Here is a 24,676-nt window from a genome sequence, read left to right on the forward strand (position 1 = left end):
AGTAGCGGAATGATGATTTTTCAAATTGTCGATAAATCTAAGTCGGTTTAGCTATTTTGCTGCTACTTTTTTTTCTTAATATCTTAAGAAAGATTGATTTTTTGTTTAAAATAATATACTATAAAATAATAGTAAGTTAGTTAAAAATGTCAATATCAAAAGAACGTAAGGAATATTTACTAGAAAAGTTTAAATATGCTGCCAAAGAATTTGGCAAATCTGGTACAAAGTCCAATCATCTAGCAGTACCAAAGGAACAGCAACTCTCTATTGATCTAGGTAATAGAAAGGTTTTTGGTATCATAAATAAGATTCTGTATTGGATAGAGAATAATTTTACTTATTTTTTTCCACGATATAATTTGTTTCCAGAAGTTGGAGTTGAAGGAAGAAAAATCCCTGGAACTAATACAAGGGTTAAGTATTTTACGCCAGATGAACAAGCAGAATATACCAACATTCCTTATAAAGGAAAATTATACGTGGACTTAATGCCAGAAGTGGAAGGTAACAAGTTAAAAGGCTTTAAAGGCAAACTATATGATACAACTGATAAAATTAGTAAGGATAAAAAAGGTTGTGTAGCTTATGTGATCACGCTTGACGGAAAGCTAGTAACTCATGAACATATTAATGTTAACAAAAGCGAATGGGCTTATCGTCATTCAACTCTTGCAGGTGGTAAGCCAGTTTTATGTTCTGGTTTAATGAAAGTGGTAAATGGTGAAATAACTTATATAGACAATAATAGTGGGCATTATAAACCAGAACCAGCAAACTTATACAATGCAGTGAAAAAATTAGAAGGTCTATTTTCGAAAGATGCAAAAGTTGTTTGCCTACCATATTGGATTAGCTTGAAAGAACAAATTCCGCTTATACGCAAAATTACTCTAGCCAAACGAGAGCCAGTAGAGGAATTCTTGAAAAGGATGGAGAAAAAAGGAAAAGATGGGTTGACTCAATATGAAAGACATTTTGAAAAGATAAAGAAATTTAATGAGCAATATGAACAAAAATTGCTTCTTGCAAACTATAAGTCACCTACAAATGAACTGTCCTACAAACCAACTATACATAAAAAACACAGATTGAAATACTCTGAATATATTAACTTACACCTTAATTTTTTGAAAGAGTTTGATAAAAATCCTGAAGTGCAAAAAATAGCAATAGAACATTCAATAAGAAGGGTTATTGGAGCAAATTATGTCCATAAGCCTACAGTTGCGCTTGCTAAGGCACAGGTAATAGATAAAGATGGAAAGCTGCAAGAAACGGACGAAATAGTAGGTATAAATGTTGCTTTTCACCATGAGAATGATCGTGATGGCTTTGCTAAACTTCTAGATTTTAAAAAGTATAGCTATATTTGCGAACCTCATTTGCAAGATAAAAGTTTAGTGATGGGCTTACCCTATTTAAATATATGATAATATATCCTCATCAGGGTGGCAAAATAGGTAGAAGAGAGAAATACAACCATAGAAACACAAATGGTTGTCATGAAAGTAACTGATACTGGCTTCTTTTCTCGATTCCAGTGTCAGCTACTTGAATGACACCCTTTTAGTTGCTGTACAAACATTGTGGTACAACAGACCAAGATAGAGTTAATAGGATCTCCTCTTCCTGAAAATACGGAAAGTCAGTAAAAACACCCTTTTAGTTGCTGTACGAACATTGTGGTACAACAGACCAAGATAGAGTTAATAGGGTCTCCTCTTCCTGAAAATACGGAAAGTCAGTAAAAAAAAGCTCAAGCATTAGCACTTCAGCTCTGCAGTTGAGTCAATATGAGAGAGTAAGTCTACAAAAGTAGACTTACTAATTGAACTTTGATCCTTTATTTTACTATAGAACAGACACTGAATCTGCGAGATCATAGAATTTATTTCCAATCTCTCTGAATGTACTACTTATATCAATAGGTGTCGACTCTTCTTGTGAATCAGATTTAAATAAGCCATGAGTATCTTTCAGATGACAGTACCACTGGCATTTATTTCGCTCTGCTATTGCCCACCCTGGTGACTTTTCTTCACATTCTCTATAGCAATCATGAAGTGCCTTCCATTGAAATGGAGGGTTTAGTACAGGATTTGTCATAATATACTCCTTAATTATAAAACTAACACTACGTTAGTACTTATATGCTAATATAATGTTAATTCTTATATTGACATAATAACTTTTCGGATAAGGTTTCTTGATTAAAAATTGCATTTTAGCAAACTTACTTAATTTTAGGAAAATTTGCTCACATAAAACTGTTTATAGAGTGACAATAGATGTATTATACTTACACTTTTGATTCGAAAGTTTATGCAGTTGTTTCTAACAAGATTGGTCAATAAATTTTACTGCTTAAGGATGAGAAGCAAAGTAATCATTGTTTCCAGTATTGCTCTTATTCTACTGTTTTTTATCAACAGTACGTTTTTAATAAAAGAAGATCAAACAGTTCATAGTGATAATCCAACTAGTAGTTTTTCAGTAAAAACTCAGGATTATACTCCACAAAATCGCACTGTATATTTAAATTTTTCTGGTACAGTAAATCCCTTGCATAGGGCAAGCCTTGTCTCAAGAACAAGTGGTCAAGTTATTGCTATTTATTTGTCTGATGGTGAAAAAGTAAAAAGAGGCGATGTAATTTTAAAGATAGAAGATTATGACAGAGTTGAGCAAGTTGAAAAAGCCAAAGCTTTATTAAATCAGCGTGAAATTGAGTATGATTCCTCTCGAAAATTGAAGAATAAAAAAGGCTATGGAGCGCAGATACAAGTGGAAGCAGCTTTTACTGCATTGCAGAGTGCAAAAGCTGACCTAAAAAGGCTAGAGTTGGATTTGGAAAATACTGCGATTAAATCCCCTATTGATGGTTATGTAGATAAGATCAACGTAAATGAAGGGGATTTTGTTAATTCTGGACAGAAGATAACTGACATAGTTAATTTTGATCAAGTTCTTGTAGTGTTGTATGTTTCAGAAAATGAAGTAAATAAAATAAAACTGGGTAGTGCAGCGCAAATTAATTTGCTAGACGGAAGGGAATTAGTAGGTGAAGTGAGTTTTATTAGTAAAATTGCTGAGCCTAAAACTGGATCTTATAGAGTGGAGGTAAAGGTAACTGATAATGAGATTATATCCTTGCAAGGACTGACTGCTAGTGTAAGCCTCCCTTCAGGTGAAAGATTTGCATATAAAATTCCTTCTTCGGCCTTAAGTTTAAGTGATGATGGCGTTCTTGGAATAAAGATTGTTGATAACAATAATTATGTAGTATTTACAGCAATAGAAATTGTTGATCATGAAGATGATGGTGTTTGGGTGGTGGTAAATAACGAAGATAAGCCTATAAAGTTAATAACATTGGGCCATCTATTTGTTAAGCCTGGTGATAAGGTATAACTCCAGTGTCAGCTACTTTCATGACATCGAGTTCTGTGATTCAAGTAGCTGACACTGAAATCCAGAAAAGAAGGTAGTGTCTGGACACTGACACTATGTTTTTATTTTGCCACTTTGCTGTGTAAACTTACTCCGCAATAACCTTTTTTTCTTTTAACAAATTTTGTAATTCACCTTTTTCATACATCTCGCGGATTATGTCACAGCCACCAATAAACTCTCCCTTTATATATATTTGTGGAATTGTTGGCCAATCAGAAAAACTTTTTATGGACTGACGTATTTCATCATTCTCAAGTACGTTGATGCATTTAAATTTTACATTCAATTTTTTGAGAATTGATACGACGAGCCCAGAGAATCCGCATTGAGGAAAGTCAGAGGTGCCTTTCATATACAGCACTACATCGTTTTCTGCTATGTCTTTTTTTATTTGTTCAAAGTTGTTCATAAATATCACCTTAATTTTAAGCTCCAGTTTCTAGTTGCAATGCATGTATAGACTGACCTTCAAGAGCCTTGTATACCATTCTGTGTTGTTCTATTTTTGTCTTTCCAGAGAAACACTTGGAAGTTATTTTTAAATGGTAGTGATCATCATCTCCAGCAAGGTCCTTAATCTTTATATCAGCATCAGGAAATGATTGTTTGATAATTTTCTCTAACTCGTGAATTGTAATAGTCATCAGTTTATTTTAATTATAAGTCTAAAATATGCAATTGATTATTGTGAAGACAATAGATTCAGCATGCTGAGAGCACTAGCAAGACGAGATTTTAACTGACTTGCATACTCATTCCAGTCCTTTATTTCCTTTCTTGCTACACCTGAGGTAACTGCAGCTTTTGCAACAGCAGGAGATACTATAGAAATTAATCTTGGGTCAAATGGAGTAGGTATTATATATTCACGTCCATAGCTCATTTTACGACCACCATAGGCTGCAGATATCTCATTTGGCACTGATTCGCGAGCAAGCTTTGCTATTGCATCTGCAGCAGCAATTTTCATTTCATCATTTATTGTCGTTGCATGTACGTCGAGTGTTCCTCTGAATATGTAAGGAAATCCCATTACGTTATTGACTTGGTTGTTATAGTCTGACCTACCAGTTGCAATTATTGCATCTGGCCTTACAGATTTTGCAAATTCAGGACTTATTTCTGGATCAGGGTTAGCAAGAGCAAAAATGATTGGGTCTTTACCCATGCTTTTTAACATCTCTTCACTGAGCACATCCTTTGCAGAGAGTCCGATGAATACATCAGCATCTTTTATGGCATCGAGCAAGGAACGTTCTTTAGTGTCAATTGCATATTTTTCTTTCCACTCATTCATATCCTCTTTTCTGTCTTTGTGTATTACTCCTTGTTTGTCACATAGTACTATGTTCTTAGCACCCATAGACTTCAGTATTTCCAAACACGCAATACCAGCTGCTCCAGCACCATTCATGATGATCTTTACATTTCCTAATTTCTTTCCAACAATATCGAGGGCATTTTCTATACCAGCTGCAACAACCACTGCAGTTCCGTGTTGATCATCGTGGAAAACTGGAATATCCATCAATTCATTTAGACGTTTCTCTATTATGAAACAGTCAGGAGATCTTATATCTTCTAGATTTATTCCCCCCCAACTTGGGCCAAGATACCTTACTGCATTGATGAAATCTTCTATGTTTTCTGTGTCAACTTCTATATCAATTGCATCAATGTCAGCAAAACGCTTAAATAAAACAGCTTTGCCTTCCATGACGGGTTTTGAAGCAAGAGGACCGATATTACCAAGTCCCAGTACTGCGGTGCCATTTGAAATAACAGCTACATAATTGCTTTTTGCCGTGTAATCATAAACAGCTTTAGGATTTTTAGCTATTGCAAGACATGGGGCTGCAACACCAGGAGAATAAGCAAGTGATAGATCATACTGTGTGGATAAGGGTTTTGTCGGTATGATCGATACTTTACCAGGTTTACTATTCCTATTGTGATACTCAAGTGCTTCTTGTTTTGTGGTGTTATCTAAATCATTATTCATGCTTTGAGCTTATTGTTAGTAATTTTTTAAGTATATGGGGTTTTTATGAATGTTCAACTATTAGCTTGTGAACTCGATTGTACTTCTGTATAAGTTTATCTACTCATAGTGTGATTTACATGCTTAAGAAAAACTTGCCTAATTTGCTAACAATTTCTCGTGCACTCGCGATACCGGCAATAATATCAAGCTTCTATATAGAAAGTAAATATGCAAGTCTAATAACAATATTGATCTTTGTATTTGCGTGCATTACAGATTTTTTTGATGGTTATTTAGCACGTGCATGGAAAGTCCAATCGAATTTTGGCAAGTTATTTGATCCAATTGCCGACAAGTTAGTAGTAGCTTCAACAATAATCATGCTAGTTTTTTATAAGCAAAAAATAGATGATGTTACAATTATACCGTCAGTTATAATTGTTTGTAGGGAGATATTAGTTTCGGGTTTACGAGAGTTTTTGATAGCTACAAACGTTAGTCTACCTGTGAGCAAAGCTGGGAAAATTAAAACATTTTTTCAGATGGTTGCTATAGTGGCATTAATAATGAGTGATTATGAAGCAACTAAATATATAGGTGTGGTTTGCTTATGGGCTGCAGCTGTTATGACTATGTGGTCAGGCTATAATTACGTTCTAGCTGGCATCAAACAGATTGACTAAATTGCTTAAGAGTATACAAAGAAGGTTAATAATTTCATAACATTGACTTAGTAATTAAAATCCTATATAATGTATTAGTTCATAAGTTGGTCTGTTCATATGACTAGTATTACAGGCACTAAGTTTTTTTTAAAAAGATCCAAAGGTAAAAAAGGTGCTAAAATGGAAGATTTTTTCTGGGATTTTTGGCCAACAGTTGATGAAGAAGTCAGAAAAGAAAGAGAGGAAGAAAAAAGCAAAAAGCTCGAACAAGAACTATTAACACTAAAAAAAAGAGAGCTACATAAAGCTGGAACAAGAACTATTAACACTAAAAAAAAGAGAGCTACATAGGAAATGTGTATCATTGGTAACAATGGTTCCATTTGCATTGTTGATGGCAATTGAGCTCGAAAAAACATGTAGCGATCAGGTATTACTTGGCCTTATAAGCAGCTCATTAGGCCATACTATATTACCTTTCACAGTCTTATCCCTTATTTGCACGCTATATTTAATTTATAATAATAGAAAAATAGCACAAAAAGAACGAGAATTGGAGAATATTGAAAGTGGGAAAACAGTAGAAAAAGAAAAGAGAGACCTTCCTTGTACCGTTGATGATTACGCGCTGTAGAGACACGGGAAGTGTTGAAGCTATGCAATAGATGAGGGAGGGTCCCTCGGAGTCGGTTTGCAAGAGCAGGCTTCAAACAGCCATAAGCTGCTTTGGTAAAGAGCTAAGGTAGTGAGCGTTATGGAAAAGGCACAATTATGTGTCATGTATGAAATAGAGAGACGAACGCAAGTGAACCACTGATGAAGTGTCGAAAGCGTAGAGACGACGTCAAAACCAGGGGGTAGTCGTTAACCTGGGATAAATGGTTCTTCTTTATTACTAATCAGGAAGATAATGTTGATTTCTGAAGTAGCATTAGCATCATCTGCTGTTGGGCCTGCTTTAGGTCTGGTAGGTATTGCTCTTTTGATGGTAGGAAGTGGATTGATCACACATTCTTATAGTAGAAAGCTAGAGAACGTAGAAGTGAGTGGAAAGGGTGTTGCAATAGGTGGTGGTGCGAGCAATATAGGTAATGGTGGCCAAGAGCCGCTTTTCGTTCGATGATAATGCCAAAAATTTGTTTATTTAGGTAATATTTAGTCTATACTTTATTTTAATCAAAAAAAATCTTATGTATAAGACTTTAATTATATGCTTTTTTCTCCTTATTTGCTCCTTTGTGCATTCGTATGGGGATGATCTGGAACACACTGAAACTGAACTATATGAGGAGGCAGTTAAGCTTTATGATCAGAAAAAATATAAGCAAGCTATTAGAGCATTTCAAAAGATAGAGGATTTGTATCCTTTATCTTATTGGGCAATGAAAGCCAAATTATTGTCTGGGGTTTCTCACTATAATATGGGTAACTACAGCAGTGCTGCAAGTGATATGGATGATTATATATACGTTTATCCAAATGGTGAAGATTTGCCATATGTATATTACTTAAGAGTATTATCTTATTACATGCAAATTAATAAAGTGCAGCTTGGGCAACAAATTGCATATAAAACTTTAGAGCTAGCTACTGAATATATTAATCTTTTTCCGAATAGCGAATATATAGAAGAGATCAAAGAAAAAGAAAAATTAATCACAGAACATATATCAAAAAAAGAGTATTCTATTGGTGAATTTTACCTAAAGCGTGGTGAATATTTAGCAGCAATTAAGCGTTTTCAAAATATGATAAGCGATAAATATTCTTCTAGAGTTATTAGTTATTTAATAACAGCTCACTTAGCTCTTGGCCTTGACTTAGAAGCTGAGCAGTATGAAAATATGTTAGCAGAAGGGGTGAATTAGTTTTCTTATGGCTGGTCATTCACAGTTTTCAAATATAAAACATCGAAAAGGTGCTCAGGATGCAAAGCGCTCGCAAAAATTTACGAAGCTCATTAGGGAAATAACAGTTGCTGCAAAACAAGGGCTGCCTGATCCCGAACTCAATCCACGTCTTCGCTCTGCTATCTTTGCTGCGCGAAAGGAAAATCTACCAAAAGATAAAATAGAAACAGCAATAAAAAATGCAGCTGGTAACGTTGCTGGAGAAAGTTATGAAGAAATACAATATGAAGGCTGCGGACCTTCTGGTGCTGCACTTATTGTCCATGCTCTGACAAATAATCGCAACCGAACTGCTTCTGAGATACGTTATATCTTTTCTCGCAAAGGCGGTAATTTGGGAGAAACAGGATGTGTGAGTTACCTTTTCGATCATGTAGGCTTAATTGTCTATAAAGCAGGGGGTATAAATTTTGAAGATTTATTTAACTATGGAATTGAATTAGAAGTATTGAATGTTGAGGAAAATAACAAAGAAGAATTATATGTTATAACTTGTGAAGTAAAAGACTTTGGTAAAGTACGTGACGCTTTCTATACAAAATTTGGAGAACCAGAACTTGCTCGTCTTTCGTGGCAACCAAAGGACCTGATTGAAGTTAGCGACAAAGAATTAATTGATAAATTATCTATATTAGTTGAAGAGCTAGAAGATAATGATGATGTGCAGTATGTTGAAGGTAATTTTATTTTTGCTGATAAACTATGAGGCTGGTAATACTTCCACTGCTTTGTATTTTACCAGCATATTCAACTGAAACATTTGCGCAGAAAGACTATTGTCATTCCAGTGCCCAGACACTGGAAATTGATTGTAAACAGCACGCTATACAACATTTTCGATTAAAAAACTGTTCAAGCACTGGAATAACAGAAAGCAACCTAAACCACTTTCCAGCGTTACTTCAGCACGGGATCAGGAAAAAAAAAGCTACAGAAAGTGATAGAAAGTTGTTATTCATATCCAGTGACATAAAATCCTCTTTTTTTGATGTAGGAGGTTTGGCGCCAGATACAATAATGAGATTAATCAGCATATATAAAGATTATGGTGTAGATTTTAAAAAAGACATTGTGCCCAAAAGCAAGTTGGAAGTTCTGTGTGAGAGTGATCAGAAGGCTGAAGAAAAAATTTTATATACTTCACTCACAACAGGCAATAAAGCTATAAGTTTATATTATTATGAATCACAAAACGGCAAAGAAGAGTATTTTAATGAAGAGGGGATAAGCTTAAAGAGTAGCGAAATTTTTGTAAGTCCTTTGAACGGAGATTTTCGTATATCCTCGAATTTTGGTAATAGAAAGCATCCCATTCATGGTAAAATTGCTTTTCATAAAGGAGTAGATTATGCAGCTAAACTTGGCACTCCTATACACGCCACTGCAGAAGGTGTAATAGAATATATAGGAAAGAATGGTGGCTATGGGAATTACATCAAAATAAAGCACAACAATAAATATTCAACTTGTTACGCACATATAAGCAAATTTAGTAGCGATATAAAGTTAGGCTCTAAAGTAAAGCAGGGACAAATCATTGCTTATGTTGGCAGCACTGGTGTTGCAACAGGACCTCATTTACATTATGAAGTTATATATAATGGTAAACATATTGATCCGCTTACGATAGCTCATGGCAATGAGATAAAGTTGTCTGATCGTGAATTAAGAGAGTTTAAATTATTTGTAAGTAAGGTAGATGAAATAATCAGCAGAGAGGGTGCAAGTGAAAAAGCAATCTGATGAAGACAGTACAGGTAAAAATACAATAAATGATAGAAATCTAAGTAAAATTCGGGCTTTTCCTGTACTAATAGCGCTAGGGTTAATTTTATTGGTACTTTTTGTGTATGACAGCACAATTGCACTTGGAGTTGCTGCTGTTTCAATATTGACTTTTTCTCAAGGATTTTTCGTTAATGATCCTAATGAAACAAGAGTGATAGAGTTTTTTGGTCATTATATTGGAACTTATTTTAAGTCTGGAATATGCGTAACGCTTCCGTTTTCGAGTAAATATAGAGTTTCTTTGAAATTTCAGAATATCAATACAGAAAAAATTAAAGTTAATGATGCTAATGGAAGTCCGATAGAGATTTCAGTAGTAATTGTTTGGAGAGTGAGCAGTCCTGCGAAGGCATATTATAATGTTAATAATTATCATGATTTTGTTTTTGTGCAAAGTGACTCGGTAATTAGAGAACTGGCAAGTAATTATCCGTATGATAGCGAAAACGATGAAGAATCTTTGCGTAAAAACTCTGACAAAATTTCAAATGAATTGCGGTCAATGCTACAACAAAGATTGAATATTGCTGGAATTGAAATTACAGAAGCGAGAATATCGCATTTGGCGTATTCATCTGAGATTGCACAGGCAATGCTGAGGCGTCAACAAGCACATGCCATCACCTCTGCAAGAAAGCATATAGTGCAAAACGCAATAGGAATTATCGAAGAAGTAATAGCCCATTTTGAAAAAAATAAAAGCTTACAATTGGATGGAAAACAAAAGGTTCAATTGATAAACAATTTGCTAGTTGCTCTGATCTCTGAGCAGGATGCACAGCCGACTATTAGTTTGGATAATAATTAGCATAGAAGCCGATTGGGTTTCATGAATGCAAGTCACTGTTAATTTCTTGATTAATAGACTAAATGATGTTATAAATTACACGCATTAGGGGTGCTCTAAAAAAGCTGAGAGTACATAAAGTACAACCCTTTGAACCTGATCTTGTTAAAACAAACGTAGGAAAATGTATGTATATAAATATTGAAGAATGCTTTGGCTTCATCGCGTTCATTACATCTCTTATTGGGTTATTGCCTCAAGTATATAGAGCATATATCACAAAACTTACTCGTGACGTATCGATGCTAATGTTGGTGAATTATCTTATTTGTTCATCATCTTGGCTTATTTACGGTATTTGTCAGGGTTTAACTTTTGTGATACTCAGTAATATTGCTGGATTAGTGATCAGTATAATATCAATTGTTCAAAAATGTTACTACGATGCAAAAACTGCACGAAGCGTTTTATAACCATATGCTACATTGTAGCGTGGAGCAAGAATATCGTTCTATTGTAGTATTAAATGGAGAAATACCTGATTCATCGTTTTTTAAACAAGATATACCTGTTATTGCTGTAGATGGAGGGGCAAATAAGCTTCTATCAATTGGCGTAAAACCTGATCTTGTAATAGGAGATTTGGATAGTATAAATCCGAATTTACGTGCTAATTTAAATACAGTATATCTACCTGATCAAGATTATTGCGACTTTTCTAAAGCAATGTCTCACTTAAAAACAGTAAAGTTATTGCCATCAATAGTAACGGGTATTACTGGAGGAGCAACTGATCATATACTACAAAATATCAACATTTTTTCAAGTACAGATAGTATCTTTTATATGCCTTCGCCTTCCATGGTGGGGTATGCCTTACAAAAGGGTATTACCTATTTTTCCTCTTTGCTAAAAAATACTAAAATGTCCTTACTTGGTATACCGAAAGCTCAAATATCAACTAAAGGATTAAAATGGGAACTGTACCTTAGTAACCTTGCTTTTCCAGGAAAGAATTCTTGCTTTAATCGAAGTTTAGGCAATGAGTTATCTATAGAAATACACAGTGGCGTGTGTTTAGCAATGATATATTTAGAAGCAGTAAATGATGATGGTGTGTATTGAGTTAAAACATTAAGAAAAAAAAAGTAGAAAAACCGTGTTAACACTAATTATAAAAACTACAGGCGCCTGTTATTAGCTAAAGTAAAGGTCAAATATCTGGAATTCTAGACATAAAATCCTCCTGTATAAAAAAGATTCAGAATGTACACACAACAGATGTGGCTGAATTTTTATTGAAAAATTGGTTAAAAGGTCTGCAGACCGAGATAGATTTTGAGCTCTCTAAATATCTCTACCATCATTATAATGGCATCTTGAATATGCGGAAGCAATTTTTTCATTAAAATAAAAAATTTTATTCTACAGCGAATAAAAAGGAGTTTGCTAATTTTCATACTGATCGGATTTCACTACTCAAACCTAGAAACTTTAATGTATCAAGGTATTTGTTCAGGGGAATGTGCAAGCCAATGCTCCCTTTTTTGTCATTCAAGTAGTCTTTTCTTGTCATTCAGGTAGCTCCTTATTGTCATCCCAGTGCTTGACACTGGGATGACATTGTCTTGAATGGGAATCGTTTCGTAATACACCAAAGGTTGTGCACCAAAAGAGCGTCATTCCAGTCTGGAATCCATTATACTCCGTAAATTTAATTGGTTTCATGACATCAACTTTTGCATTCCAGTTATGCAAGAAATCTATTATATAATATTATTATCACCCTCTTGATAGTTTGTTAGCTCCTCTCCTACTGAGTTACTTGGTGTAATTATTTGATCAGATTCAGTTGATGGTTCATCAGATCCAAACAACCATGAAAAAAATCCACCCAAAAATGATCCTATTAAAGAAAAAGGTTTAATCAGTATACCAAACAAACTACTAAAAAAAGAGCTTGGCTGTTCTTCATTTGTTGATGATTCACTTCGTGGATTAACACCATTTTTTGTAAGTGCTATGTCAATAGAATGTCCATTATCAGCAGCTTCAATTTTTACATCACTTTCTTCTTCTGCACTGATCTCCTGTTGTTCTTCCTTTGGGTCTTGCTCTTGTGTAACTTGGTTGGACATTACCTTCTTGTCCAGCATCTTTCTCTTGATCTTCTTCACTATCTGTCGATACTGAACTGTCATCAGTTTTTTCTGCGGCTTTTTTTAATAGAGCTTTTATTTCTTCTGTTTTAGCTAAATCAAAAGGAGTTTTTTCATCCTTGTCTTTTACATTGATATCGATTCCGTCTACTGCTAATAGAATTTTTACTATTTCTATATGACCATTTTTAGCAGCATAATGTAAAGGGGTCTCTCCATAATTATCTTTTATATTAACACTCGCTTTTTTGCCTAATAGAGTGTTTAATATCTCTATATGACCTCTTTCAGCAGCCCAATGTAAAGTAGTCTTTCCAAAACTATCTTTTTCTGAAACACTAATTTGTTCTGCTGTTAGTAGCGCTTTTACTATACCTTCACGACCATTTGCAGCAGCAAAATATAGTGCTGAAAAATACCTATCAACGTCGACTTGTTCTGCTGTTAGTAGCGCTTTTACTACACCTTCATAACCATTTTCAGCAGCCAAGCCTAGTTCCTCAGAAAGTGTTTTAATATCTATTCCTTTTGTTCTTAATAATACTTTTACTACGCCTTCATGGCCATTTCTAGCAGCAAAACGTAATGCTTGAGGATACATGCTAATATCGATTTTTCTGCTGTTAATAACACTTCTACTAAACTTTCATGACCATTTTGAGCAGCCAGCCATAAAGAAGTCATTCCACTAAAGCTTTCTACTCCATTAACATCTGCTCCTCTCTTCAATAAAATTTCTACTACATCTTCATGTCCTTCCATAGCAGCAAAGAGTAGAGGAGTTATGTCTAGAAATGCTACTGAATTAACATTTGCTCCTTTCTTTAATAGAATTTCTACTATCTCTTTATGGCCTTTTTCAGCAGCCCAGTGTAAAGGAGTCTTTTCATAAACGTCTTTTGCATTAACATCTGCCCCTTCGTTTATTAGATGCTTTACTTCATCAATATCACCTCTTTCAGCAGCATTAAGTAACTTAGAATCTATATCTCTGACTGAATAATTCATTTAGCACTTCTCTATAAAATTGCATTATTATAGTAAGTTAGTTAATAATCCATGAGCTCTAGGCTGTACGAGCAATGATTATCCTTCGTGTTTTTCAGTATATTTAAGTAAACTATATATAAGAATTGCAATTATAGAACATGCAACTGTTAACAGTAAATTTGGTAAAATACTATAGTGAAAAAATTTTCCTACTATATATATTCCAATAGCTCCAAACATCATATTGCAGAATGAGAGGACTGCACTACCAAGCCCTATACCCTTGATTGTTTCTAAAGCAGAAGTTACGTTATTGCTGATTACGAGTGCAAGGCCAATATTGCTTGGAATCCAAATAACTTGAAGAATAAGTACGCTCAACTTGTTTGTGAGATAAAAATATACCAATAAACCATCCGATATCATCGGTAATACCAAACCTATTATTAACATCTTGCTAACCCCTATTTTTGGTACGTACCTTCTATTAATTAAAGTTCCAATTATGTAAAATATAACTATGATTGATATGAGATAGCCAAAATATTGTACTTCAACGCCCATTGATTCAAATATGAACGGGTAGTTAGCAATGTATGCCCAAAGCCACATGAAAGTTAATCCATGAATGGCTGAAAACCCAAGGAAACGGTAATTCTTAAATATTAATATATACTGCTTGAAGATATTAATACTGGCTTTACTTTTATTTACGGTCAGCGTTTCTTGTAGCTTCAAGTAAATAAAAATGAGCATAATAATTGCGGCAAGTGATATGATAAAAAACAAAAACTTCCAACTATAACCATGTGAAATTATATAACTGCCTACCACTGGAGCTATTCCAGGTGAAAGTGCTACTACCATATTTAACTTTGAGATTACTCTTGAGTATTCACTACCTGAGTACATATCCCTGATTGCTGCATATCCGACAACGCCTGCAACACCAGCTCCTGCTCCTTGTATAAAACGGATTAATATTAAAAGTATAATATTATCAGCTATGCAACATACAATACTTGCCAAAGTAAAAATTGCCATGCCAATCAGCATTATTAGGCGCCTACCATAATAGTCTGACAGTGGCCCATAAATTAATCCAGATATTGCAACTCCTACTAAATTTAAACTGATCGTAAGCTGCGCTATATTACCTTTCACCTTAAAATAGTTGGCAATACTTGGCAATGCAACTGAGTATAAGTCTGTTGCCATATCAACAACTGCTACAGATAATATCATAATAAGAGAGATGATATTTTGTGAAAAAGCTGTCGACACTAATGATTTACTGGATTAAATATGTTTAATTGTAGTATATTTTTCTCATTAGTATATTAATTTAACTGCTAAAGTTTAAAATAATTATGTAAGCAATCTCTATATAAAATATGGATAAATCACAACTAGTTAAAGAGGTTTTCGATTCTGTAGCAAATTGCTACGACATCATGAATGATATAATGAGTCTTGGAATGCACAGGCTATGGAAAGAGAAGATGGTAAGTAGTGTGCATTTTAAAAAGAACTCCAAGGTTTTGGATATTGCTGGAGGAACCGGAGATATAGCTATAAGAATAGCAAGAGGGGAGCCAAGTGCTCAAGTTACAGTATGTGATATAAATCAAAACATGCTGGACAAAGGGCGTGATAAAGCAATAAATTCAAATCAGCTAAATTTCAATTGGGTATGTGCAAATGCAGAGAGCTTACCATTTGAAGATTCTGAATTTGATTATTATACAGTAGCTTTTGGTATTCGAAACTTTTCTGACCGTAAGAGGGCTTTAAGTGAAGCATATAGGGTACTAAAGCCAAATGGACAATTTGTCTGCTTGGAATTTGCCCCTATGCATTATCAAAATGAGATATTCACCAAATTTTATGACTTATACTCATTTAAAGTAATTCCTAAAATTGGTAGCATAGTTGCTAAAGATAAGGGTTCTTATGAATATCTAGTAAGAAGCATAAGAGAATTTCCAACTCAAACTAATTTTAAAATGGAAATTGAAGAGGTAGGCTTTAAGAATGTTGAGTTCTATAATATGAGCTATGGAATAGTGGCGTTACACATTGGAACAAAATAAACTCTGGTCTATTCAGTAGTTTTTTTTGCTAACTTTCTGTAATTTCGCAGCGTTTTTCCTTCAGTAGAAATCAAGCTAAAGTTTCTTGAACGTATTGCTCTAACGAAGTACACTGTAGACTAATGCTGTAACTTTTTCCTGAAGCTAAATACTTAACTTTAAAATAAAATGCGATCTAACATTAAGCAGCTATTTTACTATATAAAACCTAGTTTACATTATTTTAGCGTAGCTTTTATTGCAGTTCTATTTTCAGCTTTAACGATTCTTCTTTTTGGCAAAGGCTTAAGTAACATAATTGATTCTGGTGCAGAGCATGATTTTATTACTAAATTATTAGTTGCAATACTGATAGTTTTAGGCATCTCTCTCACTGCATTTATTCGGTTATATTTCATTGGCATTGGCAGCGAAAAAGTTGTCGCAAGAATCAGATATGACTTATATAGCAGTATTACTGATTTACAACCAAGTTTCTTTGAGAATACAGGTGTGCAAGATGTTATCTCAGCATTAATTACTGATACCTCTGCATTGCAATCGATAATAAACAGCAGCTTACTGACAATATTGAGGAATGCAGTGGTACTAACTGGTAGTGTTGCAATGCTGTTATATACAAATCTACATCTAACCGCATATGCAGCTGCAATAATACCTATACTGCTCATTATCATGACTTCACTTGGAAAAAAAGTTCGCAATTATGCACGTTTTGCTCAGGATAAATTAAGTGAGCTTGCATCATTTAGTGAGGAAAACTTTAGATCTATAGTAACCATCAAATCGTTTGTACTCGACGAAAATGAAAAAATTCGTTTTCAGAAACATCTAAACTCAGTATCAAAATCATACGTAAAATTAGTACTCTTGCGTGCTATTTTAGTAACTCTAGTTATCACGTGTGTGATAGGTTCGCTAGTTATTTTGCTTTTTTTTGGAATAAAAGAAGTCTTAAGTAATAATATGACCATTGGAGAACTCTCCTCATTTGTGTTTTATTCAGCGCTTGCGGCAGGAGCTATAAATAATAATTTGAGCGATAACGTCAGTGACCTACAACGAGGTCTTGGAATTGTAGAGCGTTTGTTTGAGTTTACGAACATGAAAAGCTCTATAGTAAATGGCGAAAATCCTATAAGAATTAATAGTATTCAAAAAGAAATTGCGTTTAACGATGTAACATTTTTTTATGCTGATAAGCCAGCATTAAATAACGTATCATTTTCTATAGAGGCAGGCCAATCAGTATCAATTGTTGGACCATCTGGCAGCGGCAAGAGCACCATTTTAAAACTTTTGCTCCGTTTTCATGATCCAAATAAAGGTAGCATTACTATTGATGGGCACAACATTAAATCAATTGCGCTAAATGACCTCAGATCGTTGTTTGGCTTAGTGCCACAAGATCAAATGATATTTTCTTGCTCAATAATGGAAAATATACTATATGGTAAACCAGATGCTGAATATGAAGAGGTGAAGCAAGCAGCTATCAGTGCGTATGCAATGGAATTTATTGATAAGCTGCCGGATAAATTTGATACATTTGTAGGAAAAAGAGGACTAAAGCTTTCCGAAGGACAAAAGCAACGTATTATAATAGCAAGAGCAATACTGAAAAATCCTCAGGTTTTAATACTGGATGAAGCAACTTCCGCCCTCGACTATAAAAGTGAAAGCCTAGTGCAAAAAGCACTTAGCAAGTTGATGCAAAACAGAACAACAATTATAATTACGCACAGGCTATCAACCGCACTCAAAACTGACAAGATTATAGTGATTAATTGCGGGAAAGTGGAAGAAGTCGGAACTCATGATTTTCTAATGAGTAAAGACGGGCTATATGCAAAACTGGCGAAGATACAGTGGAATTGAAAGAGAATTTAGATCATATCGTTGGTTGATATGCTAGATTTATAATTAAAGTTATTAAATTTTTAATTATTATAATTTATAATAATCTCATAGTATTTTTTTAAGGATTATTATGGTTTATAATTACAGTAATTTACCAAAACTACCATTTACGGGTTATAATTTGCCAGCTTTACCAGCACCAGTATCGAACTGTGCACAAGCTTATGCACCTGCATACGCACCTTGTGCTACTAATTCGTGCCACAATCATTTTAACTCATATCATAACTATTATGATACATGTTATAATCCTTGTGATACGTTTGATTTTTTCTGCTAAGAGATTAGATTTAAATCACTAACAAACGTACGTTCTTTCACTCTTGCTACACGTACTTCCAATAGCACATGGGAAACCATGTGCTTCACATTTTGCTTTAAACAGGTGCTTGCTTGTCATTTACATTGGCTATAGCAGTTCTACCAAAATTTGTTCCAGCAATATAACTAATTTGACTACTGACAGCTCCTTCTTGGAATCTTGTCATTATTCTGCCATAGTAAAACTTCCAACTCTAATATCTGCTATATTAAAGTCGTATTTTGAAATGTACTGTAAGTTTGTATATGCTAATTTTAGACTCAAAATTATTAAATCATTAACTTTTGTATCCTATAATAATCTAATAGTTATTTTTTAAAGGATTCTTATGAATTATATTTCCTCATCTCCACGTGTTGGTTCATGTATTCCTACGCGCACAGCTTGCATAACTGACCCACGGTACCATCATAATTTTGATCCACATTGTCATAATCACTTTAACCCACATTGCCATGACCACTTTGATCCGTGTTGTGATAGACTCGAATTAAATATACAGCTTCCTGATATAAAAATACCTCCTTGTCCTGATGTAAAATGTCCTGATGTAGAAATACCTCCTTGTCCTGAGTGTCCTGCTTGTCCAGAACCTAAAAAACCAATTGACTTTTCAAAGCTTTCAATAGTAGTTGATGCAATTTCTGGAGAGATTAAAGATGCCAAGACTAAGGAATCTAGTGGCTTAATGTTTGCAAAATGTAAAGAAATTATAGATAAAACTGACAACAATCTTGAAATTGGTCCAGACAATCGTATCAAAGGACAATGTGATAGTAATCCTGAATGCAAATCTTGTGTGGATGCGATAAATGCTTCTATAATAGATGCGCGCACAGAATCAGCATTTTCTCCTGAACAAATGTCAGTACCAGAAGGTATTGTTTATATTATATGAAAGTAATGAAGGTGTGTACATTGTTAGTACACACCTTCATTTTATGTTAATTCTTATTTATTAATGGAGCTATTTTATGTTAAAAAACACTTTTCCTTATTCAAATAATAGGCATGTAAGTCATATACGTCAACTGCCACATATATTGAAAATTAATTTACATACAAAACTAGATGATGGTAAAGACCCTAAGTCCAAGATTGATGATAAAACTAAGGATGAACTAAAAGAAAATATTAAGAATGAACTAAAGAAAGATCTTAAGTTTGAGATTGGTGATAAAACTAAGGATGAACTGAAAGAAAAGATTAAAAATGAACTAGAAAAAGATCTTAAGAATGAACTAAAGAAAGATCTTAAGTTTGAGCTTGATGATAAGACTAAGAATGAGATAAAGGATAAAATAAAAAAAGAAATAGAGGATGAGATAGATTGTAAGCGTGATAAAAATGGCCACGATAAAGGTGGCAAAGGTGAAGACAGCTTTGATAAGGATGGCTATGACAAAGAAGGCTTTGATAAGGATGGCCGTGACAAAGACAGCTTTGATAAGGATGGCCGTGACAAAGACAGCTTTGATAAGGATGGCTATAACAAAGAAGGCTTTGATAAGGATGGCCGTGACAAAGACAGCTTTGATAAGGATGGCTATGACAAAGATGGCTACAATAGAAAAGGCTTTGACGAGGATGGCTACGATAGAACAGGCTTTGATAAGGATGGCTACAATAAAAAAGGCTTTGATAAGGATGGCAAGAAAAAAGGTAATGACGATGATGAAAATGGCAAGAAAAAAGGTGATGACGATGATGAAAATGGCAAGAAAAAAGGTGATGACGATGATGAAAATGAAGTCAACGAAATGGTTTCTATTACATCTCAAGAAATAACCCCGGATCATGCTGATGCTACAAAGTGTGGAAGTTTTAGTGGTTACTACAACACATATAATCAGGTAGGTCGCCAAGGTTTTAGTACATCTGAATTACTAGAGGCATTTTACCCTGAGATGTATAGTAACCATAAAATTGCGGAACATTTGGAAAAGGGATCAAAGGTCTTCTATGGTGCAGTAAATTACAAATTTGCTTTTTCAGAACCTTTTGATTACTCATGGGGAAATGCTAGCAATATGTGGTGTAAAAAGTGTTCGGATAGTCCAGGCGAGATTGCCTGTCAAGGTGATGAAATTAAAAGTTTCTGCTACCCTGCAGGTTACTATGCGGATAAGAACTTTAACGAGAGCTTCTTTGCTGAAAGGACATGCCCTAATCTTGTTAAAGTGTCCGGTGCAGCTACTATTAAAGCAAAACAAGTTGCGCCACTAATACTTGTTAATTCCTTAGGAGAAATGATAGATAAAGACGGCAATAACACTACAATATACTATTCCAGCTTATCGCCTTATCTTAAAGCTAATGGCCATATAAAAGATTGTGCAGGTGAAGCGAACTGTAAAAAATTTGCTGAAATTATGAAGAAAGTTGCATGGTATACTAATAAGGAAGTACTATTAAAAACTGTTTCTGGTGATTTACAAGGAGCAAATCCTTACTATTATGACAATGAGGATAATTATGTTTCCGTTGATACTAATTTTGTATAAGACTGAATGCTTTCTAGGCTTTTCAGCTTAGAAAGCATTTTTGTAGAAAAATAAAATGAATGAACAGCTGGCGGCATTTAGCGCCATAGACTGACGCTCTGCCAATTGAGCTACATTTGCCAATAGAAACTTATATGACATGAGATAACTCTTCAACTAGCCCCACTTATTCGCTATACTGCTACAGGTTTTATAACAGTATAGTGAATGAACATTTTCAAACAGGTTTCCTCTCTAATTTCCAATAAATTAAATGAATTGAAACGAAGGGGTATCATAAATACAAGTGCAGAAAATTTTATTGTGGAACCTCCAAGCAATAGAGCACATGGAGATATTTACACAAACGTTGCTATGGTGCTTGCAAAGCATGAAAAGAAGAATCCCATTGAAATTGCAGAGGTTTTAGCCAAAGAATTTGAACTTTTTGATGAAGTTGCAAAAGTGGAAATAGCAGGCTCTGGTTTCATCAACATGCACTTAAAAATAGAAGTGTGGCATGGAATTTTAAAACAAATAAATGAGCTAAAAACAGAGTTTGGCACCCTAGATATAGGGAACAATCAGGCCATTAATGTTGAATTTGTATCTGCAAATCCAACTGGTCCACTGCATATTGGTCATGCAAGAGGGGCAGTATTTGGTGACGTTCTGGCAAATTTATTGAAAAAAGTTGGTTATAAAGTTACTAAGGAATACTATATTAATGATGCTGGAGCGCAGATAGATACGCTAATTCGGTCAGTATATTTGCGATATAAGGAAGCTCTGGGAGAAAAAATCAGCATCGAAAAAGGTTTATACCCAGGTGAATATTTAAAACCAATAGGGACTGGGCTGGCCAAAAAATATGGCGCAGAGCTTCTAGAAAAGCAAGATAATCAAGTGATTAGAGACTATACTTTAAGTTCTATCTTAGAAATCATAAAGGAAGACATGAACTTACTTGGAGTAAATCATGATGTTTTTACTTCAGAGTATGAGCTACAAAAAAGTGGCAAAATTGAAGAGAGTATAAAGATATTGTCTGACAAGGGTCTAGTGTATGAAGGGTACCTGGAGAAACCAAAAGGCAAAGAAAGCGAAAATTGGACTGCCAGAAAAGAAATGTTGTTTTGCTCCACAAAATTTGGTGATGATGTTGACCGCGCACTAAAAAAAGAGGATGGTAGCTGGACTTATTTTGCCTCGGATATCGCTTACCATTTTGATAAGATATCGCGTGGTTTTAACAATATGATCGTAGAGCTCGGCAGTGACCATGGCGGTTATATTAAAAGGCTTAGAGCAGTTGTCTCTGCGCTCAGTGATGATCAAGCAAAGATAGAGGTAAAACTGCATAATATTGTGAATTTTTTTGAGAATGGCAAACCTGTTAAGATGTCCAAAAGATCAGGAAACTTTCTTACAGCCAGGGATGTAGTGGAAGAAGTTGGTAGGGATATCACTCGTTTTATAATGTTAACACGCAAGAATGATATGGTCTTGGACTTTGATTTTGCTAAAGTTAAAGAACAATCAAAAGACAACCCTATTTTTTATGTGCAATATGCGCACGCCCGTGCTCATTCGTTAATGCGTAATGCTCCAAAAGAGCTCCCAACAGCAGATCCTTCACTTTTAAAGACAGGTGGAGAGTTATTCCTCATAAAAATCTTAGCAAAGTGGCCAGATGTGGTAGAAATAGCGGCAAGGCTCTATGAGCCACACAGAATCACTTTCTACTTACTTGAAGTTGCAGAAGCGTTTCACGTTTTATGGGGATATGGCAAAAGTGATTTAAATATGCGGTTTATACTGGAGAATAACTTAAACCTCACCGCTGCAAGAATGTTTCTCGTCCAAGCCTTAGCACACGTCATTGCTTCTGGACTTTCGATTTTTAATATAGAGCCTTTGAAAGAGATGAGTTAATTTTAATGCGTAATATTAAATGTGATAATAAATTATTGATGTAAGTACAATAAGGCCAAAAATTATACAAGAGGTCTGTTAAAATCACGTATATCGATTGTCTTGAAGTCACACAATTGTTCTGTAGAGCTATGTCCTGTAATAATTACTATACCGTTTTGCTCAGAGCGTATTGAGATCAGATTCAATATTAATTCACACGTTATACTGTCGAGGTTACAGAATGGTTCATCTATCAGCCAAATGTTTGCATTAGAAATTAAAAGGCGAGCAAGCGCAACTCTTCTTTTCCAACCTGCAGAAAGTTCACCATATCTAATGTTAAATACAGGTTGCAACTCTAAACAATAAGCAGCTGCCGTAATTAATTCTTTAGTATTCCGTATTCTTGCCCAGAATTCTATGTTTTCACTAACTGTCAAGCTATCTTTACAGGCATTTTTATGGCCTATATAGACCATAGAGGGTATATAGGATTTTGGGTCATCATATATGTCTTTTCCGCAATATCTTACATTACCTGATACTGGCGGTAAGAGTCCGGATAAACTTCTGATTAAGCTGGTTTTGCCGCTACCATTTGGACCAGTGATTAAGATTTTTGATTTTGGCTCAGCTTTAAAATTGAGGTTTTTAAATAATACTTTGTTATTACGAGCACAGGATAGATTTTTACATTCAAGCATGTACTGAACCTTTAAAAAGAACTTGGAGCCTAAACACTTCAGTGTATGAACATTGGATAGCTTGCACAACAAACAGTCAGTGTTTGAAATACAACTACGAACATTGGGTTTGTAGGTAGCAGATGGTGTCATCTCATTGCTTGACTGACTATAAAACTTAAGAAGTTTAATGCTAGAAAGCATATTAGACAATGGATACGTCATCTGCCTTTTCCTTTATGTTTACCCTTAGTTGAAGACTGAGCTTTGATAAACAGCTCCCAAAATCCTTTTTTCTCACCTTCTCTGTGTATCAATTGTGCAAAATGCTTCATTAAACCACTACCCATCATAACCATCTTTGTCCATTTACCTAGCGGTTTTGCTATATCAATTATTTCTAGATCTTCTTTGTAAACTTGCATATCTTTTTGCTTCTCGCTTAGCATTTCCTGTTGTTTCATCAACTCTTTTTGCTTATTTTTTTGATATAATTCATTAAATCTTCTATTTTCTTCCCACTCTTCTTTGAGAACTTTTAGAGGAAATATAATTTTTCTAATATGATTTTTGTATATTTTTCTCAAAAAGATAAATACTGCAATTATAGCAAGTAATATCGTGCTATATGTAATGATCTGTCCGAACGGCATTTTTATACTCAGCTTATTGGCAAGCGGTATTTACAATTATACCATAACTATAGAAATTTTACAATTTTTTTTCTGAATAAAGATAGTAGACAAAAACTTTCTGAAGGATAAAAGGAATGCATAAGCTTAAAAACTCTCAGGTTTTAATGCTGGATAAAGCAACTTCTGCGCTTAAGTGATAACCTCGTACAAAAAGCAAGTTAATGCAAAACAGAACAATAATCATAATCACACAGCTTAAACTAAGTTCTCAATTTCTCAAAGAAATCTTTTAACAAAAGAGAACATTTTGTTTCTAATATTCCACCATAAACTTCAGGTATGTGGTTACAGAATTGAAATATTCTAGTGCCGTTTTCAACTCCTCCACCTTTGGGATTGTAAGCCCCGAAGTACAGACGTTTAATTTTTGCAAAAGAGATAGCTTGAGCGCACATCGGGCACGGCTCTAACGTTACGTACATTTCAGCTTCATAAAGCGTGGAAGTTGAAAATGCTTGTCTAATTGTTAACATTTCTGCATGTGCAGTTGGATCATTAGATATATTGTGTGCAGAGGAGATGATATTGTTTCCATTAACTATTACAGCACCTATTGGCACTTCGCCATCTTTCTGAGCAAGTTTTGCTTGCTCTATGGCAAGTTCCATGTATTGGTACTTAAACATTAGGTGCTTGGGTAAATATAATTTTCTTTTCTTGGCTTTTCTATTTTTTCTAGGTTATAGAATTCACTAAGGACTATTGTCCTTTTTACAAGGCTATCTATTTCTCGCTTTAAATATTTTTTTATTTCTTCTACCGATTTTAGTTCGTTTATAGCTACAACTACTTCTTCCATTATATCCTCTATAATTTGATCCTCC

At 34.5% G+C, this 24,676-nt stretch carries 29 protein-coding genes and 1 riboswitch; of the genes, 17 read left to right on the forward strand and 12 right to left on the reverse strand.

From position 1 onward, the window contains the following. Positions 1-146 precede the first annotated feature (146 nt). Positions 147-1,433: a hypothetical protein gene (locus tag BBB02_RS04630; RefSeq protein ID WP_127464134.1), complete on the forward strand. Its 1,287-nt coding sequence runs from the start codon at positions 147-149 to the stop codon at positions 1,431-1,433. 421 nt (positions 1,434-1,854) lie between these two features. Here the strand turns inward: BBB02_RS04630 and BBB02_RS04635 are convergent, their stop codons facing one another. Further along, positions 1,855-2,109, reverse strand: coding sequence for a hypothetical protein (locus tag BBB02_RS04635; RefSeq protein WP_127464135.1), 255 nt, complete (start codon positions 2,107-2,109; stop codon positions 1,855-1,857). Positions 2,110-2,373: 264 nt separating this feature from the next. Between BBB02_RS04635 and BBB02_RS04640 the strand changes: the two genes are divergently transcribed. Then, positions 2,374-3,414 (forward strand): efflux RND transporter periplasmic adaptor subunit, encoded by a 1,041-nt coding sequence (locus tag BBB02_RS04640; RefSeq protein WP_245970071.1) that lies wholly within the window; start codon positions 2,374-2,376, stop codon positions 3,412-3,414. 127 nt (positions 3,415-3,541) lie between these two features. On the opposite strand, the gene grxD is transcribed toward BBB02_RS04640, so the two are convergent. From grxD to BBB02_RS04655, 3 genes are read right to left on the reverse strand one after another with little or no spacing between them, the layout of a single operon-like run. Next, positions 3,542-3,865 (reverse strand): Grx4 family monothiol glutaredoxin, encoded by a 324-nt coding sequence (grxD, locus tag BBB02_RS04645; RefSeq protein WP_006012414.1) that lies wholly within the window; start codon positions 3,863-3,865, stop codon positions 3,542-3,544. Between the two features lie 16 nt (positions 3,866-3,881). Further along, complete coding sequence (locus BBB02_RS04650) at positions 3,882-4,100, reverse strand: BolA/IbaG family iron-sulfur metabolism protein (RefSeq protein WP_006012412.1); 219 nt, start codon at positions 4,098-4,100, stop codon at positions 3,882-3,884. 38 nt (positions 4,101-4,138) lie between these two features. Then, the gene (locus tag BBB02_RS04655) at positions 4,139-5,458 is read right to left on the reverse strand and encodes a malic enzyme-like NAD(P)-binding protein (protein ID WP_127464137.1); all 1,320 of its coding nucleotides are present in this window, start codon (positions 5,456-5,458) and stop codon (positions 4,139-4,141) included. Positions 5,459-5,577: 119 nt separating this feature from the next. On the opposite strand from BBB02_RS04655, the gene pgsA reads away from it, so the two are divergent. The 10 genes from pgsA to BBB02_RS04695 all read left to right on the forward strand — a co-directional run bounded on the left by pgsA (position 5,578) and on the right by BBB02_RS04695 (position 11,715). Next, positions 5,578-6,123, forward strand: coding sequence for a CDP-diacylglycerol--glycerol-3-phosphate 3-phosphatidyltransferase (pgsA, locus tag BBB02_RS04660; RefSeq protein WP_127464138.1), 546 nt, complete (start codon positions 5,578-5,580; stop codon positions 6,121-6,123). A gap of 99 nt (positions 6,124-6,222) precedes the next feature. Beyond that, positions 6,223-6,456: a hypothetical protein gene (locus BBB02_RS06470; RefSeq protein WP_245970072.1), complete on the forward strand. Its 234-nt coding sequence runs from the start codon at positions 6,223-6,225 to the stop codon at positions 6,454-6,456. A gap of 22 nt (positions 6,457-6,478) precedes the next feature. Further along, entirely contained in the window at positions 6,479-6,739 is a 261-nt protein-coding gene (locus BBB02_RS06475) for a hypothetical protein (RefSeq protein WP_245970073.1), read from the forward strand. Positions 6,740-7,015: 276 nt separating this feature from the next. Then, positions 7,016-7,228, forward strand: coding sequence for a hypothetical protein (locus BBB02_RS06480; RefSeq protein WP_245970074.1), 213 nt, complete (start codon positions 7,016-7,018; stop codon positions 7,226-7,228). Positions 7,229-7,295: 67 nt separating this feature from the next. Then, positions 7,296-7,973 carry an outer membrane protein assembly factor BamD gene (bamD, locus tag BBB02_RS04670; protein ID WP_127464139.1) on the forward strand — a complete coding sequence of 226 codons (678 nt, stop codon included), beginning with the start codon at positions 7,296-7,298 and terminating at the stop codon, positions 7,971-7,973. A 7-nt stretch (positions 7,974-7,980) separates the two neighbouring features. Beyond that, the gene (locus BBB02_RS04675; protein ID WP_063631068.1) at positions 7,981-8,721 is read left to right on the forward strand and encodes a YebC/PmpR family DNA-binding transcriptional regulator; all 741 of its coding nucleotides are present in this window, start codon (positions 7,981-7,983) and stop codon (positions 8,719-8,721) included. Continuing rightward, entirely contained in the window at positions 8,718-9,758 is a 1,041-nt protein-coding gene (locus BBB02_RS04680; protein ID WP_127464140.1) for a M23 family metallopeptidase, read from the forward strand. The genes BBB02_RS04675 and BBB02_RS04680 overlap by 4 nt, the downstream gene beginning before the upstream one ends. Continuing rightward, positions 9,742-10,611 (forward strand): SPFH domain-containing protein, encoded by an 870-nt coding sequence (locus BBB02_RS04685; protein ID WP_127464141.1) that lies wholly within the window; start codon positions 9,742-9,744, stop codon positions 10,609-10,611. Before BBB02_RS04680 ends, BBB02_RS04685 begins: the two co-directional genes overlap by 17 nt. 76 nt (positions 10,612-10,687) lie before the next feature. Further along, a riboswitch (TPP riboswitch) is annotated at positions 10,688-10,790 on the forward strand. Next, entirely contained in the window at positions 10,779-11,063 is a 285-nt protein-coding gene (locus BBB02_RS04690; RefSeq protein WP_017532519.1) for a SemiSWEET family sugar transporter, read from the forward strand. It overlaps the preceding riboswitch by 12 nt. After that, on the forward strand, positions 11,035-11,715 hold the full coding sequence (locus tag BBB02_RS04695) for a thiamine diphosphokinase (RefSeq protein WP_127464142.1): 681 nt from the start codon (positions 11,035-11,037) through the stop codon (positions 11,713-11,715). Before BBB02_RS04690 ends, BBB02_RS04695 begins: the two co-directional genes overlap by 29 nt. Before the next feature lie 641 nt (positions 11,716-12,356). Here the strand turns inward: BBB02_RS04695 and BBB02_RS06485 are convergent. The 4 genes from BBB02_RS06485 to BBB02_RS04710 all read right to left on the reverse strand — a co-directional run bounded on the left by BBB02_RS06485 (position 12,357) and on the right by BBB02_RS04710 (position 14,984). Beyond that, positions 12,357-12,728: a hypothetical protein gene (locus BBB02_RS06485; RefSeq protein WP_245970076.1), complete on the reverse strand. Its 372-nt coding sequence runs from the start codon at positions 12,726-12,728 to the stop codon at positions 12,357-12,359. After that, the gene (locus BBB02_RS04700) at positions 12,655-13,350 is read right to left on the reverse strand and encodes an ankyrin repeat domain-containing protein (protein WP_245970077.1); all 696 of its coding nucleotides are present in this window, start codon (positions 13,348-13,350) and stop codon (positions 12,655-12,657) included. The genes BBB02_RS06485 and BBB02_RS04700 overlap by 74 nt, the downstream gene beginning before the upstream one ends. Beyond that, positions 13,299-13,757, reverse strand: coding sequence for an ankyrin repeat domain-containing protein (locus BBB02_RS04705; protein WP_127464143.1), 459 nt, complete (start codon positions 13,755-13,757; stop codon positions 13,299-13,301). Before BBB02_RS04705 ends, BBB02_RS04700 begins: the two co-directional genes overlap by 52 nt. A gap of 78 nt (positions 13,758-13,835) precedes the next feature. Next, the gene (locus BBB02_RS04710; protein ID WP_127464144.1) at positions 13,836-14,984 is read right to left on the reverse strand and encodes a Bcr/CflA family efflux MFS transporter; all 1,149 of its coding nucleotides are present in this window, start codon (positions 14,982-14,984) and stop codon (positions 13,836-13,838) included. 149 nt (positions 14,985-15,133) lie between these two features. Here BBB02_RS04710 and ubiE point away from each other — a divergent pair, with 149 nt between their 5' ends. From ubiE to argS, 5 genes are all read left to right on the forward strand, one after another. Further along, entirely contained in the window at positions 15,134-15,832 is a 699-nt protein-coding gene (ubiE, locus tag BBB02_RS04715; protein WP_127464145.1) for a bifunctional demethylmenaquinone methyltransferase/2-methoxy-6-polyprenyl-1,4-benzoquinol methylase UbiE, read from the forward strand. 168 nt (positions 15,833-16,000) lie between these two features. Then, a complete protein-coding gene (locus tag BBB02_RS04720; protein WP_127464146.1) occupies positions 16,001-17,710 on the forward strand; it encodes an ABC transporter ATP-binding protein in 1,710 nt (569 codons plus the stop codon). A 692-nt stretch (positions 17,711-18,402) separates the two neighbouring features. After that, the gene (locus BBB02_RS04725) at positions 18,403-18,972 is read left to right on the forward strand and encodes a hypothetical protein (protein WP_127464147.1); all 570 of its coding nucleotides are present in this window, start codon (positions 18,403-18,405) and stop codon (positions 18,970-18,972) included. 76 nt (positions 18,973-19,048) lie between these two features. Then, on the forward strand, positions 19,049-20,578 hold the full coding sequence (locus BBB02_RS06490; RefSeq protein ID WP_245970078.1) for a putative sodium/potassium/calcium exchanger: 1,530 nt from the start codon (positions 19,049-19,051) through the stop codon (positions 20,576-20,578). 207 nt (positions 20,579-20,785) lie between these two features. Then, positions 20,786-22,492: an arginine--tRNA ligase gene (gene argS / locus BBB02_RS04735; protein WP_127464148.1), complete on the forward strand. Its 1,707-nt coding sequence runs from the start codon at positions 20,786-20,788 to the stop codon at positions 22,490-22,492. Positions 22,493-22,554: 62 nt separating this feature from the next. On the opposite strand, the gene ccmA is transcribed toward argS, so the two are convergent. The 4 genes from ccmA to BBB02_RS04755 all read right to left on the reverse strand — a co-directional run. Then, on the reverse strand, positions 22,555-23,178 hold the full coding sequence (gene ccmA / locus BBB02_RS04740; RefSeq protein WP_017532528.1) for a heme ABC exporter ATP-binding protein CcmA: 624 nt from the start codon (positions 23,176-23,178) through the stop codon (positions 22,555-22,557). A 200-nt stretch (positions 23,179-23,378) separates the two neighbouring features. Next, the gene (locus BBB02_RS04745) at positions 23,379-23,810 is read right to left on the reverse strand and encodes a hypothetical protein (RefSeq protein ID WP_127464149.1); all 432 of its coding nucleotides are present in this window, start codon (positions 23,808-23,810) and stop codon (positions 23,379-23,381) included. Between the two features lie 242 nt (positions 23,811-24,052). Further along, complete coding sequence (locus BBB02_RS04750; RefSeq protein WP_010404879.1) at positions 24,053-24,460, reverse strand: nucleoside deaminase; 408 nt, start codon at positions 24,458-24,460, stop codon at positions 24,053-24,055. Between the two features lie 17 nt (positions 24,461-24,477). After that, positions 24,478-24,676 (reverse strand): hypothetical protein (locus BBB02_RS04755; RefSeq protein ID WP_127464309.1); only part of this gene is annotated, 199 nt, incomplete at its 5' end.

Source organism: Wolbachia endosymbiont of Bemisia tabaci, assembly GCF_003999585.1.
Lineage (GTDB): Bacteria > Pseudomonadota > Alphaproteobacteria > Rickettsiales > Anaplasmataceae > Wolbachia.

Bases quoted from the DNA above. Each gene is read 5' to 3' on its own strand.
- BBB02_RS04630 (WP_127464134.1), top strand. From the start codon at position 147: ATGTCAATATCAAAAGAACGTAAGGAATATTTACTAGAAAAGTTTAAA.
- BBB02_RS04635 (WP_127464135.1), bottom strand. From the start codon at position 2,109: ATGACAAATCCTGTACTAAACCCTCCATTTCAATGGAAGGCACTTCAT.
- BBB02_RS04640 (WP_245970071.1), top strand. From the start codon at position 2,374: ATGAGAAGCAAAGTAATCATTGTTTCCAGTATTGCTCTTATTCTACTG.
- grxD (WP_006012414.1), bottom strand. From the start codon at position 3,865: ATGAACAACTTTGAACAAATAAAAAAAGACATAGCAGAAAACGATGTA.
- BBB02_RS04650 (WP_006012412.1), bottom strand. From the start codon at position 4,100: ATGACTATTACAATTCACGAGTTAGAGAAAATTATCAAACAATCATTT.
- BBB02_RS04655 (WP_127464137.1), bottom strand. From the start codon at position 5,458: ATGAATAATGATTTAGATAACACCACAAAACAAGAAGCACTTGAGTAT.
- pgsA (WP_127464138.1), top strand. From the start codon at position 5,578: ATGCTTAAGAAAAACTTGCCTAATTTGCTAACAATTTCTCGTGCACTC.
- BBB02_RS06470 (WP_245970072.1), top strand. From the start codon at position 6,223: ATGACTAGTATTACAGGCACTAAGTTTTTTTTAAAAAGATCCAAAGGT.
- BBB02_RS06475 (WP_245970073.1), top strand. From the start codon at position 6,479: ATGGTTCCATTTGCATTGTTGATGGCAATTGAGCTCGAAAAAACATGT.
- BBB02_RS06480 (WP_245970074.1), top strand. From the start codon at position 7,016: ATGTTGATTTCTGAAGTAGCATTAGCATCATCTGCTGTTGGGCCTGCT.
- bamD (WP_127464139.1), top strand. From the start codon at position 7,296: ATGTATAAGACTTTAATTATATGCTTTTTTCTCCTTATTTGCTCCTTT.
- BBB02_RS04675 (WP_063631068.1), top strand. From the start codon at position 7,981: ATGGCTGGTCATTCACAGTTTTCAAATATAAAACATCGAAAAGGTGCT.
- BBB02_RS04680 (WP_127464140.1), top strand. From the start codon at position 8,718: ATGAGGCTGGTAATACTTCCACTGCTTTGTATTTTACCAGCATATTCA.
- BBB02_RS04690 (WP_017532519.1), top strand. From the start codon at position 10,779: ATGTATATAAATATTGAAGAATGCTTTGGCTTCATCGCGTTCATTACA.
- BBB02_RS04695 (WP_127464142.1), top strand. From the start codon at position 11,035: ATGCAAAAACTGCACGAAGCGTTTTATAACCATATGCTACATTGTAGC.
- BBB02_RS06485 (WP_245970076.1), bottom strand. From the start codon at position 12,728: ATGTCCAACCAAGTTACACAAGAGCAAGACCCAAAGGAAGAACAACAG.
- BBB02_RS04700 (WP_245970077.1), bottom strand. From the start codon at position 13,350: ATGTATCCTCAAGCATTACGTTTTGCTGCTAGAAATGGCCATGAAGGC.
- BBB02_RS04705 (WP_127464143.1), bottom strand. From the start codon at position 13,757: ATGAATTATTCAGTCAGAGATATAGATTCTAAGTTACTTAATGCTGCT.
- BBB02_RS04710 (WP_127464144.1), bottom strand. From the start codon at position 14,984: ATGATATTATCTGTAGCAGTTGTTGATATGGCAACAGACTTATACTCA.
- ubiE (WP_127464145.1), top strand. From the start codon at position 15,134: ATGGATAAATCACAACTAGTTAAAGAGGTTTTCGATTCTGTAGCAAAT.
- BBB02_RS04720 (WP_127464146.1), top strand. From the start codon at position 16,001: ATGCGATCTAACATTAAGCAGCTATTTTACTATATAAAACCTAGTTTA.
- BBB02_RS04725 (WP_127464147.1), top strand. From the start codon at position 18,403: ATGAATTATATTTCCTCATCTCCACGTGTTGGTTCATGTATTCCTACG.
- BBB02_RS06490 (WP_245970078.1), top strand. From the start codon at position 19,049: ATGTTAAAAAACACTTTTCCTTATTCAAATAATAGGCATGTAAGTCAT.
- argS (WP_127464148.1), top strand. From the start codon at position 20,786: ATGAACATTTTCAAACAGGTTTCCTCTCTAATTTCCAATAAATTAAAT.
- ccmA (WP_017532528.1), bottom strand. From the start codon at position 23,178: ATGCTTGAATGTAAAAATCTATCCTGTGCTCGTAATAACAAAGTATTA.
- BBB02_RS04745 (WP_127464149.1), bottom strand. From the start codon at position 23,810: ATGCCGTTCGGACAGATCATTACATATAGCACGATATTACTTGCTATA.
- BBB02_RS04750 (WP_010404879.1), bottom strand. From the start codon at position 24,460: ATGGAACTTGCCATAGAGCAAGCAAAACTTGCTCAGAAAGATGGCGAA.